Genomic DNA, 14,337 nt, shown 5'->3' with positions numbered 1-14,337 from the left:
CGGGGGCGGTAGATGGAGAAAAGCGCGGTCATCCTCGGGCTTTCGCGGCAAGCCAAGTTTCTCGGCCTGCCGATGCCCTATGCCATGGCAGTGGGAGCGATGACCGTGCTGCCCTTCATCCTCTTCAAGCCGGTCTGGTGGTTCCTGACCGCCCCGGTCTGGTACGGAGTTGCCCGCGCGTCCGCAAAAATCAACCCGAACGGCCACCATGTACTTGCGGTCATGATCGAAACCACGCCGCTTGCCATCCTGAACCGCAGGCGGCGCCATGTTTCTTGAGCGGGACCAGCCAAAGGGCAGGGCAGGGCGGTTGATCCCGGCCAGCCCTAAGATCTATGCCCATCTGCCTTACGTCATCGAGCTTGATGACGAGGTCGTCCGAACCCGGGACAATGCGCTGATGCTGTCACTTGAAGTGACGGGCATCGACGGCGTCACGTCAGGCGCGGCTGCGGTCTCAGCCCTTCGGGCGGGATTTGCGCATCTCCTCGACACGCTCGACGAGCGGTTCACCTTCTATCTGCACCGGATGATGCGACCAGCGGACACCGGCATCGTGCCCATCCATGGGCTCAGCTTTGCGGCCGACATCGACAAGGCTTGGAGCCGGGAGCTTACACGCCGCAATCTGCAGGACTCGGTGCTGATCCTGACGGTCGTCCGGCGGCAAGTGGCGCCGCTGGCCGTGCCATTGTTCGGCAAGGCCGCGGCCCGGGTCTGGGGCGAAGACACCGCCCGCCGTCTGGAAGAACTGCGCGAGGTGGCCTCCATCCTTGAGACCGGTCTTGGCATCAAGACCCGCAGGATGAAGATCAGTGATGGAAGCCTGATCGGCTTTTACGCCTCGCTTCTGACCGGTGAGTTGCGGGACCATCCGCGCAGCCCGTACTGCCTCCTTGCGGAAGACGCCGCCGGTGCATCCGTGCAGTTTGGCAAGGGCGTGGTCGAAATCGAAGAGGGGACGTCCACCCCAAAACTCGCCGCCGTCCTCTATGTCAAATCCTATGCCAATGCGACCTGGCCCGGAATGCTTGATGCTCTTGGGGCCGCGCAGGACACGATCATCACCCACAGCTACACGCCCATCGAGCGCGGCAGTATCGCCGAGCGGGTGAAACGCCGCGTCGCGCAAATGCGCTCGGCCGAGGATATCGCTGCCACAGTTGAGGCGCAGCTTTTCGAGGCGGCCGACAAAGCCGAGAGCGGGACGCTGGGTTTTGGCGTGCATCAGATGACAATCACGGTCTTTGCGGAAACCGAAACCGCGCTCGACTCTGAGGTCGCCCGCATCCGCGGCATCGCGCATCAGAATGGCATGCGGCTCGTGCGCGAGGTCACGGCGCTCGAAGCGGCTTTCTTCGCCATGCATCCCGGCAACATGGACTACCGGGCGCGCGACATGACAGTGTCGTCGATCAATTTCGCGGACATGGCGGCCCTTCATGCCGCGGACACCGGCACGGAAAAGGCGCGCCTGCCTTGGGCGACGCCGATCACTGCTTTCCAGACGCTGCAGGGATCACTCCACCGTTTCAGCTTCCATGAGCCAGGGGACCCGACTGCGGAGCCGACCAACGGCCATACCCTCGTTCTCGGAAAATCTGGCGGGGGCAAGACCACGACCGTCGCCTTCCTTGCCGCCCAGGCCCAAAGGGTAGGGGGCCGGACGATCATCTTCGACAAGGAAGCCGGATTGAAGATGGCCGTGCATGCCCTCGGGGGTCGCTATGCCGAAGTCCGCGCGGGACGCCCGACAGGACTTAACCCACTTGCGACGGAGGCTGGTGAGCGCGGGGAAGCCTGGCTTCTCGACTGGCTGGTTGCTCTCCTTGAATCCCGCTCCGGGCCCATGACACCGCTGCAGTCCGAGGCGCTCAAGTCTGCCATCGCGCAGAATGGCAAGGCACGCGAGGGTTTGCGGAACTTCCAGAGTTTCCAGGAGCTATTCGGCGATGTCGGTGATGGCCTCGATCTGGCACAGCGCCTCCGCGAATGGGGACCGGACGGCCGCTATGGTTGGGTCTTCGGAGAGGCGAAAGAGCCGGTGGTGGATTTCACCAGCCATGATGTGACGGCGGTCGATCTCACCGAAATCCTCGATCTCGGCACCGAGCGCACCGCGATCCTCGGCTATCTCTTCCGCCGCATCGAAATGCTGATCGAGGAAAAGCGCCCGACGCTGATCCTGATCGACGAGGCCTGGAAGGTCCTCGACGACGAATACTTCGCGAAGAAGCTCGCCGAATGGCTGGTGACGGCCCGGAAGAAGAATGTGGTCGTCGTCATGATGACCCAGTTCCCAAGCCAGATCCGGGGATCGAAAGCCCGGTCGATCCTGGAAGCGCTGCCGAACCAGCTCCTGTTCCCGAACGGCGAGGCGGCCTCGGCCGACTACGAAAGTTTCCGCCTGACCGATGGCGAGCTCGACTTCGTCCTGAACCCGATCCCAGGCCAGCGGCTGGTTCTGTCGCGCTCCCCACGCGGTTCGACCGTTCTGAACGTCGATCTGAAGGCGCTCGGGCCTTTGCTGACAGCGCTTGGCGGCGGTCAGGCCGGGATCAATGCCTTCGGCGCTGACTATGCCGCGCGGCCCAAATTCTGGAAGGAATGATTACCAAATGAAATCAATATATTACATAACTTTGCTTATCGGACTCGGATGTTCCAGCCTCGCGGGCTGCGCTGAAGTGCCGATCACCAAGACCAATTGCTGGGCCACCGCTGGGTCCACTGTGACGACTTCCACCAAGGGCGCAAGCCCGGATGCGGGCCTTGTCTCCCGCGGCAACACCTCGCCCGTCGATGTCATTCCCTGCCGCTAAATCTTCCCGTTCTGTCAGGGCGCTCGTCCTGATGGCGACAGCGCTGCCGCTGGCGGCCTTCGCACAAGGCGTGCCGATTGCCGACGGCAAATCGATCATCCAGCACAGCCTCGAGATCGCGCAGATGTCCTATCTGACCGGCGCGCGGGAGCTTGAGGCCGACAAGAAGGCGCGGATTGCCGAGTTGCATCAGGAACAGCTCGATGCGCTCGACGCCACGCTGGCGATGATGACGGGCAACACACCATGGATCGGTGATCTGGAAGTGATCCCCGGAGCCGAGGCGGAAGTCCTCTATGATGTCGAGGACGACAGCCCCTATGCAGCGCGGCTGTTCGGAGATGGCAAGACCGGCATCGAGGAGATGATCGTCACTACCGCGAAGAAGTACGCGGGCCATCCGGGCCTCGCGCGGGCCGGTCTCAACCCCGTCGAATTCCGCATCTGGTTCCAGAGCCTCGTGAAACAGGAATCCGGGTTTTCCATCGGTGCGCGGTCACCCGTCGGTGCCTTCGGCCTGACGCAGGTGATGCCGGATACTGCCAAGGATCTCGGCATCTATCCGGCCTACTATGACGACCCGATGCTGCAGCTTGATGGGGGTGCCCGGTATTTCCTGACACAGCTCAACAAGTTTGGCTCAGTCCCGCTGGCGCTCGCCGCCTACAACGCCGGTCCCGGCAATGTCTCGAAATACGGTGGCATCCCGCCCTTCAAGGAAACTCAGGACTACGTGGTCCGCATTACCGGGTTCTTCAACGCCTATGCAGCAAAGATCAGCGGCATCGATCAGGTCGGCACCTTCGATCCGCGCGACATGGCAATCGCCACGGCCTCCAATGTCTCGGACGCAGGGTTGCACTATGGCATGGAAGCAAGCCTCGAGATCGAGGCTTCGCTGAAACGGCTCCGCGTCCTCATCGAGAAGATCCCGACCACCAAGTCGGCCAAGGAAGCGCTGGATCTCAATACCTATGCCCGGGCCGAGGCCGTGCGGATCGCGCTGATGGTAGACCGGGTCAAGGCCGCAAGGGTCAAGGTCGACCAGGCACGCTACGCGCTCTGGATCGAAGCTTACGCCCGCGACGCAACATTCATCAAGGTAAAGGCTGGTTCGGAATGATCCCCAAGCGCATCCGGGGCATCGGCCCCTTTCTCTTCACCGCAGCACTGGCGCTACCGCTCCCAGTGGCAGGCCAAGGCGTGCCCACCATCGACCTCACCAGCATCGCCAAGATCGGAGAGGTGCTGACCGAGGCCAAGCTGCAGGTGCGCGAGATGATCGCCTCGAACCTGAAGCTCGACGAGCAGATCCTGAAGCAGATCGAACAGATAGCCACACTGAAGGCACAGCTCGATGCGCTCCGGAACGGGCTGACGCTGGAGGCCTTGGGCATTCCGGACCCTGACACGTTCTTTGACGACATCCTGCCAGATGTCGCTGACCTGACCGGCGGTCTCATCGCGGCGAAGGACGGGAAGTATTCGCTGATGACGACTTCGGGCAAGGTCGGCGACAAGCCGGCCGGGCAATATGTGTCGGATTTCTTCGCCTCGGTCGGTTTGGACACCGCCACCGTCGACACGCTTTCGAAAAGCGAGGATCCGGGCGCGGCGCGGATCGGCACGCAGGCCAACACGGCCGCCTTCCTGTCGGCCGCGGCGGAAACATCCTCGGTCAAGGCGTCCGAAAGCCTCGAACGGGTGCACGAACTTGTCCAGGAGATCCCGGACACCGAGGGGCTGAAGGAAGCCATCGACCTCAACACGAGGGTCACGGCCGAGCTGTCCATCGCCATGGCCAATATCTGGAACATGGAATCTGCGCAGCTCATGGGCATGGGGGAAGCCGGCGTCATGGATGCCGCGACGGCTGCCGAGGAAGAGAAGTTCATCAAAGTGATCCGGAAGGAATGAAAATGGGCAAGCTCCAACAGAAGCCGTTCAGTGCGGCCCTGATCCTGGCGACCCTGTGGACGGGGATGGCCTCGGCCGAGACCCCTGCCCCGGCCGATCTGGTGCAGGAAGAGTCCTTTCTCGACGTCCTGCCGAAGGTCGTTTTGCCGGACGATGTCCAGCCGATCCCGGGTGCGGTGAACGAAGAGTTCCGCAACTGCGAGGCCCAGTGGCCGCCGGAATATGCCCTGAGCCAGAAAGGGCCGGAGGCACGCGCATATCGGGATATCTATGGCTACGTGAAGGTGCGGAACGTGATCGCCACAAGCGACTGCACCTGTGCAGGGAAAGTTGCAGCCTGGTCCGACGTGGACCTCATTGCAGCATCTATCCGCAAAGAAACCGGAACAGAGCCTCTGAGCTGGCAGGACACCAAGGCGGTCTTCGACGCCTCGAATGAGCTGTTTCCCATCGCCGAGACCATGTGTGGCGGTTCTTTCTGATGGACAGCGTCTCGACCATTCTGACGACTTTGGATGCGGCGATCACGGCGGCGGGCCAACGGTTTTTCGAAGCAACGGCCAGCGCCGTCGGCCCGATCTATTCGAGCCTCCTTGCCCTCCTCCTCGTCATGGTCGGGATCAATGCCGCCCTCAACGTCTACCGGATCGCCATGCGCGATGCTGTGCAGCTCGCTTTCCGCATCGTGATGGTGCTGATGTTCGGTCTTACCTGGTCGAACTTCAGCCAGATCTATCAGGCCGCCAGCAATGGTCTGAGCGATCTGGCGCTGGAATATTTCCGCCTTGGCGGCAGCGGTGTCGCGACCTCCGCCACAGCAGCCATGGATGACATGGCCAACATGATGGCCGGGAACGTCGATAGCGTTTCCTCTGCCATGTCCTCGATCATGCGGGGGTTCGTTGCCGCCATCCTCTATGTGGTCCTCGGCATCCTGATGGCGGTCTATGTTTTCATCGTCGGCTTCGCCAAGCTGATGATCGCCTTCCTTCTGGGTGTCGCCCCGCTCGCCATCGGGGCCACGATCTTCGAGAAGACCAAAGGCATCTTCGAGGCCTGGCTCTCGGCGATGATCGGCTACCTGATGTACCCGGTTGCCTCCGCAGGGATCATCGTTGCCGTCGTGACCGTCGCGCATGATGTGTTTCGGAACGCAGATGCGGTCACCGATCTCGGCTCGATCCTCGGTTTCTTCGTCATCGTCTTTGTCGGCATCTTCGCCCTGATGGCCATACCGAATGCCGTGACGCATATCACCGGCCAGATCAGCCTCGCCAGCATCGCGCCGCAGGCCCTTCGAGTTGCGGGCAAGCCTCTGGAAAAAGCCAGCGACTATTCCGCCCGGCGCATGAACGAGTTCCGCTCCGGCTTCATGACCGGCAAGACCGAACACCACCATTTGCGCGATCAGGCGAGGTCGGATGCCGAACGTGGACATGCCGCGCGGCTACGGCTCGGCCAGTTCATCCGCGACAGCTGAACCAGCCACCCGCCAGCCGCGCCAAACCCCCTTTCCCGGAGCAAGACCATGACAGGTTCACCCCCTGAACTGAGAAGTTTTCTCGAAGCCGAGATGTTTTTCGGCGTGAAGAAACGCGAGCGCATCGCCTATGCGGTGGCGGGCGGCGGGCTCGCCATCGGCCTCATGGGCATGATCGCCGTTGTGACCCTCCTGCCCCTGAAAGAGACCGAGGCCTTCCTCGCCATCGTCGACAAGGATACCGGCGTTGCCGAGCGGGTGGTCGCCGTCGAGAAGGCCGGAATGGAACAGGCCGAGGCCATCCGGCAAAGCCTCCTCTTCGCCTATGTCACCGACCGCGAAACCTATGACCAGCACGACAACGAGGAACGGATCCTCCGCGCCTACACCTGGTCCGAGGCCAATGCGAAGTCGTCCCTCGTGGCGCTCTGGACCGAGGGCCACCCCAATTACCCGCCGAAGCTTTACGGCGAGAGCTCCAAGGTCCGGGTCGACATTCTCTCGATCACGCCGGTGACCGAGACCACCGCGCAGGTCCGCTTCACCAAGACCTGGGTCTCGGATGGCGAGGGCATCCCCGACCGGGAAGGCAAGTTTACCGCGACCGTCACCTTCCGGTTTGAGCCCACCAAACAGACCGCCCTCGATCTCGTCTGGCAAAACCCGACCGGATTCCTCGTCACCGATTATCGCCTCACATCCGAGGCCCTCACCCCTTCGGAAGGCTGACATGACCCGACGCTTCACATTCCTCACGGCGGGTCTTGTGGCCAGCCTCGCGGCCCTGCCCGCCTTTGCCGAGACCGCCCCGAAATCAGGCAGCCATGATGCCCGGGTAACCTATGCCACCTATCAGGAGGGTCAGGTCTACCGGATCACCACGCGGCTCCGGACCGTGACCCTTGTCGAGCTGGGCGACGGCGAGAAGATCCAGTCCATCGCCATCGGCGATCTCGAAAGCTTCAAGATCGACAAGCTCGAGCGGTCTAACCTCTTCATCATCAAGCCGGTGGTAGCGGGTGCCACGACCAACCTGACGGTCGAGACCCAGAAGAACATCTATTTCCTGCAAGTGACGGAAAGCGCCAAGGGCAGTCCGAACTATTCGGTGAAGTTCACCGTGCCGGGCAACTCCCGCGGCACCTCGGCCGGAACCGAGATCCCGGCGGCCCTGCCGATGACCTACAAGGTCATGAAAAAGGGCAAGCGGCTCCCCGACTTCGCGCCGGTGTCGATCTCGGATGATGGGCGGAAGACCACCTTCGTCATCCCGCCCGGTGCCCCAATGCCGACGATCTTCCGGGCCGATGCCAAGGGGCAGGAATATTCGGTCAACTCCGCCGTGCGCGGCACCACGATCACCGTCAGCACCCGCTCCGAACGCTGGGTCCTGCGCTACGGCGATGAGTATGTCTGCGTGACCGCGGAAGCGGGGATCGGCCAATGAGCGAAGAGGATCTGGACGGAAAACTCGCCGCGCGCATGGCTCGTATGAAACCCTCCGAGCTCCCAAAACGCCGACGCGGCGTGAACCCTTACGCCCTCTCAGTGGTGACCGCCGTGGCGGGCGTCGGCGTTGGGGCCTGGCTTGTCCTCGCCGCACCGGATGCCCCTGCCCCGGCACCCGCGCTCGAAACCGCTTCGGTCAGTGACTTCCAAGGAGCGCAAGGTGCCGACGGTTTTTCAATCACGAAGGAAAAGCCGCAGATCGTCCCGGCCGTCCCGGATACTTCCGAAGCGGATCGGCTCAAGGCCGAGATCGAGGCGCTGAATGCCCAGATCGCCGATCTGAAAGCCAATCCCGTAACCGTCACCGATGAGGCGGCGCTCGCGGACCTGAAAGCACAAGTGGCTGCCCTCGATGCCGAAGCCAAGGCGCGGGAGGCCGCCCTCTCTGACCTCGAACGCGAGAACATCCGTCTCCAGACCGAACTTGAGACCAAGGCGCTCGTCGAGGGTGACGCGGAGGCCGAAGCGGCACGAGCCCGCGAAGAGGAACTGGCGCGCAAGCGCCAGGAAGCCGAGATGCTGAAGGAAGCCCAGATCCATTCCGACATGGTCGCGATGCGCTCTTCCATGGATATGGGCGGGGAGTCGGGTGGCGCAGCCCCGGCGGCCGGTCCCGGAGGTGGAGGGGCCGCTGTCACGGGCGATGAGGCCTTCCGACGCGCGGGCGCCAAATCGGCCGAGGTCCGTCAGGCGGAGGTGATCGCCAACCCAGCCTATACCGTGATGCAGGGCACCCTGATCGAGGCCTCGCTCGAGACCGCCGTCAGCACCGATCTTTCCGGCAATGTCGCTGCCATCGTCAGCCACGATGTCTGGTCCTTCGATATGTCCCGCGTCCTCATCCCACGCGGCTCCCGCCTCTTCGGCCGCTACGATTCCGAGGTCGATGCCGGTCAGCGCCGGGTGCTGATTGCCTGGGACCGGATCGTGACGACGGATGGCCAATCCGTGGAAATCGCGGCTTACGGCACGGACCGGATCGGGCGCTCCGGCCTGCCCGGCAAGGTGCGCAACCACTTCCTGCAGCGCTTCGGCACCGCCGCCCTGATCTCGGTGATCGGGGCCGTCCCTGCGATCGCGGCTGCCCGGTACGAGGGCGACGAGGTGGCATCCGACACCGCCGAGAATGTCGGCAATGACCTTGGCGAAGCCGTGAATGATGTCATGGCCGATTACCTCCGCATTCCGCCGACGATCAGCGTCAATCAGGGGGCTGTCGTCATGGTCCGGGTCGATGCCGACATCGAGTTCTACTGATGAGCTACCTCGATACCTATCTCGGGCAGCTCGACGCGGCACTCTCTGACCCGGCCGTCATGGAGCTTGCGATCAATGCTGATGGCACGATCTGGGTGGAACGGTCGGGGCAAATTCACATGGGCCCGAGCGGGCTTCCGCCCCTACCCGCGCGTTCGGTGCGCGATCTCGCCGCCCAGATCGCCAATTCAACCGCGAACACCTTCACGGAAGCCGCACCCCTCGTGTCGGCGGCGGTGCGCTACCGAGATCTGATGCTGCGCTGTCAGGTGGTTGGCACGCCCGCCGTCTCCGGCGGCACGGTCATTGGCATCCGGGTGTTCCGGTCCCGGCAGGGCGCCCAAAAGCGCGCGCCGCGATCCTTCAGCTTCTTGCGGGGCCAAGAAAAATCCCTGGAAGAAGAGCGGCGGGTCATGATCGCGGAAATCCGCGCCGGGTCGGAGGGGGCGGATGTCGATGCCTTCCTCGGGCGTCTCGTCACAGAACGGCTGAACGTCATCGTCTCGGGCGGCACCTCGACAGGCAAGACCGAGCTTGGCCGCAAGCTTCTGGAGATGGTTGCGTCAGACGAGCGCATCATCACAATCGAGGATTCCCTAGAACTCTTGCCGGGCCAGCCCAATACGGTGAGCCTCATCGCGCAGCGCGACGAGGCCTCGCCCCGCTCCGCAGACAAACTGTTGCAGGCGACCTTACGGCTTCGGCCCGACCGGATCATCCTCGGCGAACTGCGCGGGGCGGAGGCCGCGACGTTTCTCGATGCGATCAATACCGGGCACTCGGGTTCGTTCACGACGCTCCACGCCCATTCGGCGAGGAAAGCAATGGACCGGCTGGCGCTTCTCGTCATGGCGCAGGGAACCAAACTCAGCTTCGCCGAGGTCATCCGGTACCTCGAGACCTCGATCGACGTGATCTTGCAGATGGGCCGCCAAGGCGACCGCCGCGGGATCATGGAGATGTATTTCCCCGGGCTCGAGGACTGACGGGCTGCGGTCTTCGCCCCTCCCATTCCACTTTTGATCGGCCAGCGGGCTGAAAGGTTGCATTCATGGATCAGGACATTGACGCCCAGCATCTGAAAGAGTCCGCAGTTCGCGCCGCGACCCAAGAACCCGAAGCAGGTGCAACCATTGGGGCCGCGGAGCGGAAGAAGGAATACTTCTCCGTCCGCTTGACCTTCTCCGGGTCTTCACAGGAGTTCGAAGACCCGCGTCTTGCCGGCGAGGCCTTCTTCCGGGCCGATCCGGTTGAGCGGCCTTCGGTGACCCATGTCGACGGCAACACCGCCCGGACCATGGCCCGCACGGAACTCCATGGGACACACGAAGGCGGCGAAACGCGGTATTTCAAATCGCTGCCGGACTCGCATGCCCCGGATGCGGAATTCCGGGCCGGGTTCCTGGCGGCGATGGAGGCTTCGATCTCCGAGCGTCTTGAGAGGGTCCAAGCCGGTCGGGACGGTGAAACCGTTGTCGAGCGGCTGGATGCCGTGCTGAAAGATGACCTCGAGGCCTACGCACGCCGCGAACCCGAGAAGGCAGCAAGCCTTTGGTCAGATCGGACGGAGGAACCTGCACCGGGACCCATTTTGCAGGCGGCAGTGAAGGCGCGGGAAGGGGTGGTGGAAGCGGAAGCGCAGGTTGGTCAGGTGATCACGGCGGAGAAGCCGCAAGTGGTTGCGACCGGAGATTGGGTGACCACTGACCGGAATGTTGAATTGCGCCCAGTGACTGTCGCAACCGACAGGGGTCTACATGCAGGCTTTGAGGCAAGGGTGCCGGAAGGAGAGACGGAGATCAGCTTTTCGGACCGGGCCTTTGCGACCAGCCGCGATGCCCTGCGCCACGCCTGGGATTTCTACGAAGGCGGCGAAGAGGGGCTCGAGATTGCCATCAGCCGGGCCGCGGCGATGGAGCATGACACGGACGATGATGCGGACCGCGTGCCCTCGGGCCTCGTATTGGAGCATCGCGAACAGCCGGAACTCCCCCGCCCGGAAACCGCGATCTACGCGGGCGAAGAGGCCCAACTCGTCCTGACCCTTGGCCGAGACACGGAAGCGAGTCGCGATCTTGCCGAACGTCTGGTCGCCGATACCGCGTTTCGGCAGGTCGTGGCCGAGCATATCGCCGATGCCGAAGCCACCCTTGGCACCGGCCGGTTTGTCGACGGCGAAGGTTCGAGAGGCTTTCTGCCCGATGAACTCCTGGCCGTCACCTCCTATGGCCGCGATGGGAGTGTTGAGGTGTTGGCCAAGTTCCCGGATGAAGGGCCCCTGAGTGAGACCTTGGCCAAGCATTTGGCCGAGAGCCCGGTTCTCACGGCCCATGTCGAAGACGAAAGGTTGCACAGCGACTTCACGGCTGATCCCGCGCGGACGATCTCCGCCTGGGTGGCGCAGTCGGATGCCCGGATCGACCGACTGCCGTCCGAGCAACAGGAAGAGCTGCGATCCGAAATGCTGGGTATCGCCAAGGAAGCCGCGGCAGCCTTTGGTCTCGACAGAGATCAGGCCGGGCGCGAGGCCCCTCCACGTTCGACACTCTACAGCACGGCGATCAACCCAACGACGTTGTCGATAGCAGGCGAAGAAACGGCACTTCAAACCGGCGGTGCCGGCAATCTGCAGGCAAGTCTGGCCCTCAACGCCGGCCTCGCAGGCATCGACGCCGAAAAACTTGGCAAGCGTCTCGAAACTGGTGCCGCCAACGCCCGCCAAGAAGAAGCCTGGGTGAAATCCGATCTCAGCGACGTCGCCAAGCGTCATGGCTATGACCTCGACAACCCGCAAGGCCGCAGCGCGGCCGCCGAACGCCTGGATCGCTTCTACGAACGCGCCGCTGAGATGATCCAGTCCGCTCGCGGCGTCGATCTGTCGCGAGCCCGTGATCCCATGGTCGAGGCCCTGGACAAGATGGCGAAACTCCATGCCCAGCAAGGCTCCGTCGTCTTCCGCAATGAGACGCAAGCACGGGATTTCACTGAGGAGATGAAGGAGCGTTATGGCGCTTCCGTCCTGAAAGACATGGCCGCCGGGCGCACCGATGCCTTGGCCAAGGATGTTCCCGACGCGAGCGCCCGCCAGGCTATGGCAGCGGCCGTTGTTTCCGCGGCAAAGGAACACCCTTCCCTCGGCCTCAGCGCCCATGAGGTCGAAGCTGCAGAGCGCCGGATGGCTGCCGAGGCCGCGAACAAGCCGCCGGAACATGCGCGCGCGCCTGTTCATGACCGGACACATGCCAAGGACCGGGAATTCTGACCATGCACCGTATCGCGCTGTTGCTCCCGCTCGGTCTGTCGGCCGGGCTCCTCGTGGGCCTCATTGCCGGCGGCCTCGCTCTGAACCTGATCTTGGGCCGCGATCCGAACGCGACCGGCATCTTCGTCCTGATCGAAGAATTCCCGGGTTTCGCGCGGTTGTCGTCCGTGCCTTGGGTTCTGCCCTGGCAGATCGTCGGTGCCTCGACCGTTCTCTTCACGATTGCCGCCGTCGCCCTGACCTTCCGCCAGCAGCTCACAGGCTATGGTCAGGCCAAGTTCCAGGCCCGCCCTGAAATGAAGGCGAATGGTCTCTTGCAGCCCTTGGGCGCCGGCATGGTCTTCGGCAAGCTCGGGGCACCTTCAAAGCGCGCGCCTTACGTCAGCGCCACGTTCCAGAAGTTCCCGCATTGTCTGGTTGTCGCGCCCACCCGCGCCGGCAAGGGCGTGGGCTATGTCATCCCGAACACCCTCCTCTTCAATGGCAGCATCGTCGTCCTCGACGTGAAGGGGGAGATTTTCGAAGCAACGTCTCGGCACCGGCAAGCGGAGGGCGATGCGGTCTATCGCTTCTCACCATTCGATTTTGAACATCCGACCCATCGCTACAACCCGCTCGAACGCGTTGCCCGCATTGAAAACTTGGAACAGCGCTACACGGAACTCGCCAAGATCTCGGACTACTTCCTGACAGTTTCGGACAAGGGGACGGCGGGCGACTTCCTGACCGAAGGGCGCGAGCTGTTCGTGGCTGCTGGCCTTCTGGCCATTGAACGGGGCAAGCCCACCATCGGCGAGATCAGCCGCATCCTCTTTGGCCGGGGCGCTACCCAGGAGGTTTACGGCGAGCATGCCGAGGAGGTGAAGCACCCCAACGCTGCCCAGACTTTCCGCAAGTTTGCAGGCTACTCCGACCGGACCTTGTCCTCTCATGCCTCGGTCTTGGGCGGCGCGGGCATGACGCTCTGGAACAACCCGGCGGTAGATCGCGCCACCTCCGGCAACGACTTCTCCTTCACGGATCTCCGCAAGCACCCGATGTCGATCTATGTCGTCGTCAACGCCGATGACATCCGCACCCTGTCGCCGCTCGTTCGTCTGTTTTTCGGCGAGCTCATCGCCACGATGCGTTCCACCCTCCCCGACCCAAAATCCGAACCCTGGCCCGTCATGGTCATGCTGGATGAATTCGACCAGCTTGGGCCGATGCCCATCGTCGAGCAGGCACTGAAGCAGCTCGCCGGTCACGGCGCGCGAGTGTCGATCATCACCCAGTCGATCCCCGGCCTCGACAACATCTATGGCGAAAACGTCCGGATGTCCCTCGAGTCCGCTGCCGGCATGAAGCTCTACCTCGCGGCCAACGACAAAAAGACGGCGGGGGAGATTTCGGATGCGTTGGGGAAGACGACGAAGCTCTCGGTGTCGGACAGTGTTTCCCGGGATCGGGACTTCATGCAGCGACGCTCGGTCAGCCGGCGAATGGAGGAGCGTCCCCTCCTGACCCCCGACGAAGTCCGGCGGCTGAACCCGGATCAGGCCGTCCTCATCCCGGAACGGCAAAACCCGCTCCTCGTCCATCGGATCGTGTATTTCCAGGACCCGACCTTCAAGGCGCTATTTGAGGCGCAGTCCGGGCCCTTGCCCTATCCGCCCAAGGAAGCTGCCGCAGTTCAGGTGCTGACCGCGCGGATGGAAGCGCTGGAGCGCCGATTGGCCGAAAGGATAGTGGTCGATTTTGTGCGACCTGAGAAGGCGAAGCCGGACACCCCGGTGGAGCCTGAGCCGAAATTGGCAGCCGAGGTTGTGTCGCGGCAGGAAAAGTCAGCGAAGGCGGCGCGGGCAGAAACCGATGCCGAAGTGCAGGCCGAAGGAAAAGCGGTCGCCTCGCCCGAGGTTGATCTCGATGCCCTGAAGCCATCCGTCTCGATCGCAGTTGCCAAGATGAGCAAGTTTTCTCAGAAGCTCACAGGCATGGAGGTTTGAAGACCTCTGGCGGAACGGGCCCTTCTGCGCAGTGATCGTTACTCGGAAAAGACGAAAGCGGTTGCCGGTTCAGTTCTGTCTCGATCGAACAGGAAGCGTAGACAT

General features: G+C 63.0%; 12 protein-coding genes. All 12 read left to right on the top strand.

Annotation, left to right across the window (positions count from 1 at the left end):
• Positions 1-12: 12 nt before the first annotated feature.
• The 12 genes from VDQ28_RS02190 to VDQ28_RS02135 all read left to right on the top strand — a co-directional run bounded on the left by VDQ28_RS02190 (position 13) and on the right by VDQ28_RS02135 (position 14,232).
• The gene (locus tag VDQ28_RS02190) at positions 13-279 is read left to right on the top strand and encodes a VirB3 family type IV secretion system protein (RefSeq protein ID WP_089258429.1); all 267 of its coding nucleotides are present in this window, start codon (positions 13-15) and stop codon (positions 277-279) included.
• Positions 269-2,611, top strand: coding sequence for a type IV secretion system protein B4 (locus VDQ28_RS02185; RefSeq protein ID WP_323034409.1), 2,343 nt, complete (start codon positions 269-271; stop codon positions 2,609-2,611). The genes VDQ28_RS02190 and VDQ28_RS02185 overlap by 11 nt, the downstream gene beginning before the upstream one ends.
• 161 nt (positions 2,612-2,772) lie before the next feature.
• On the top strand, positions 2,773-3,945 hold the full coding sequence (locus VDQ28_RS02180) for a lytic transglycosylase domain-containing protein (protein WP_323034408.1): 1,173 nt from the start codon (positions 2,773-2,775) through the stop codon (positions 3,943-3,945).
• A complete protein-coding gene (locus tag VDQ28_RS02175) occupies positions 3,942-4,739 on the top strand; it encodes a type IV secretion system protein (protein ID WP_189382377.1) in 798 nt (265 codons plus the stop codon). Before VDQ28_RS02180 ends, VDQ28_RS02175 begins: the two co-directional genes overlap by 4 nt.
• A gap of 2 nt (positions 4,740-4,741) precedes the next feature.
• Entirely contained in the window at positions 4,742-5,221 is a 480-nt protein-coding gene (locus VDQ28_RS02170) for a hypothetical protein (RefSeq protein WP_323034407.1), read from the top strand.
• Entirely contained in the window at positions 5,203-6,219 is a 1,017-nt protein-coding gene (locus VDQ28_RS02165; RefSeq protein ID WP_323034406.1) for a type IV secretion system protein, read from the top strand. Before VDQ28_RS02170 ends, VDQ28_RS02165 begins: the two co-directional genes overlap by 19 nt.
• 48 nt (positions 6,220-6,267) lie before the next feature.
• Positions 6,268-6,948, top strand: a complete 681-nt coding sequence (locus VDQ28_RS02160) for a type IV secretion system protein (RefSeq protein WP_323034405.1) — start codon at positions 6,268-6,270, stop codon at positions 6,946-6,948.
• Between the two features lies 1 nt (position 6,949).
• Positions 6,950-7,666 (top strand): TrbG/VirB9 family P-type conjugative transfer protein, encoded by a 717-nt coding sequence (locus VDQ28_RS02155; protein WP_323034404.1) that lies wholly within the window; start codon positions 6,950-6,952, stop codon positions 7,664-7,666.
• Positions 7,663-8,985, top strand: coding sequence for a TrbI/VirB10 family protein (locus tag VDQ28_RS02150; protein ID WP_323034403.1), 1,323 nt, complete (start codon positions 7,663-7,665; stop codon positions 8,983-8,985). Before VDQ28_RS02155 ends, VDQ28_RS02150 begins: the two co-directional genes overlap by 4 nt.
• Entirely contained in the window at positions 8,985-9,971 is a 987-nt protein-coding gene (locus VDQ28_RS02145) for an ATPase, T2SS/T4P/T4SS family (protein WP_323034402.1), read from the top strand. The genes VDQ28_RS02150 and VDQ28_RS02145 overlap by 1 nt, the downstream gene beginning before the upstream one ends.
• Before the next feature lie 65 nt (positions 9,972-10,036).
• The gene (locus VDQ28_RS02140) at positions 10,037-12,247 is read left to right on the top strand and encodes a hypothetical protein (RefSeq protein WP_323034401.1); all 2,211 of its coding nucleotides are present in this window, start codon (positions 10,037-10,039) and stop codon (positions 12,245-12,247) included.
• Positions 12,248-12,249: 2 nt separating this feature from the next.
• Positions 12,250-14,232, top strand: a complete 1,983-nt coding sequence (locus VDQ28_RS02135; RefSeq protein WP_323034400.1) for a type IV secretory system conjugative DNA transfer family protein — start codon at positions 12,250-12,252, stop codon at positions 14,230-14,232.
• The last annotated feature ends 105 nt before the right edge of the window (positions 14,233-14,337 follow it).

This window comes from Pararhodobacter sp. (assembly GCF_034676545.1).
Classification (GTDB): domain Bacteria; phylum Pseudomonadota; class Alphaproteobacteria; order Rhodobacterales; family Rhodobacteraceae; genus Pararhodobacter.
Note: the sequence above shows the minus strand (reverse complement) of the source record. Positions and strands in the feature narration are given on the sequence as shown.

Excerpts from the sequence above, each read along its gene's own strand:
- VDQ28_RS02190 (WP_089258429.1), top strand. The coding sequence starts at position 13 with ATGGAGAAAAGCGCGGTCATCCTCGGGCTTTCGCGGCAAGCCAAGTTT.
- VDQ28_RS02185 (WP_323034409.1), top strand. The coding sequence starts at position 269 with ATGTTTCTTGAGCGGGACCAGCCAAAGGGCAGGGCAGGGCGGTTGATC.
- VDQ28_RS02175 (WP_189382377.1), top strand. The coding sequence starts at position 3,942 with ATGATCCCCAAGCGCATCCGGGGCATCGGCCCCTTTCTCTTCACCGCA.
- VDQ28_RS02170 (WP_323034407.1), top strand. The coding sequence starts at position 4,742 with ATGGGCAAGCTCCAACAGAAGCCGTTCAGTGCGGCCCTGATCCTGGCG.
- VDQ28_RS02160 (WP_323034405.1), top strand. The coding sequence starts at position 6,268 with ATGACAGGTTCACCCCCTGAACTGAGAAGTTTTCTCGAAGCCGAGATG.
- VDQ28_RS02155 (WP_323034404.1), top strand. The coding sequence starts at position 6,950 with ATGACCCGACGCTTCACATTCCTCACGGCGGGTCTTGTGGCCAGCCTC.
- VDQ28_RS02150 (WP_323034403.1), top strand. The coding sequence starts at position 7,663 with ATGAGCGAAGAGGATCTGGACGGAAAACTCGCCGCGCGCATGGCTCGT.
- VDQ28_RS02145 (WP_323034402.1), top strand. The coding sequence starts at position 8,985 with ATGAGCTACCTCGATACCTATCTCGGGCAGCTCGACGCGGCACTCTCT.
- VDQ28_RS02140 (WP_323034401.1), top strand. The coding sequence starts at position 10,037 with ATGGATCAGGACATTGACGCCCAGCATCTGAAAGAGTCCGCAGTTCGC.
- VDQ28_RS02135 (WP_323034400.1), top strand. The coding sequence starts at position 12,250 with ATGCACCGTATCGCGCTGTTGCTCCCGCTCGGTCTGTCGGCCGGGCTC.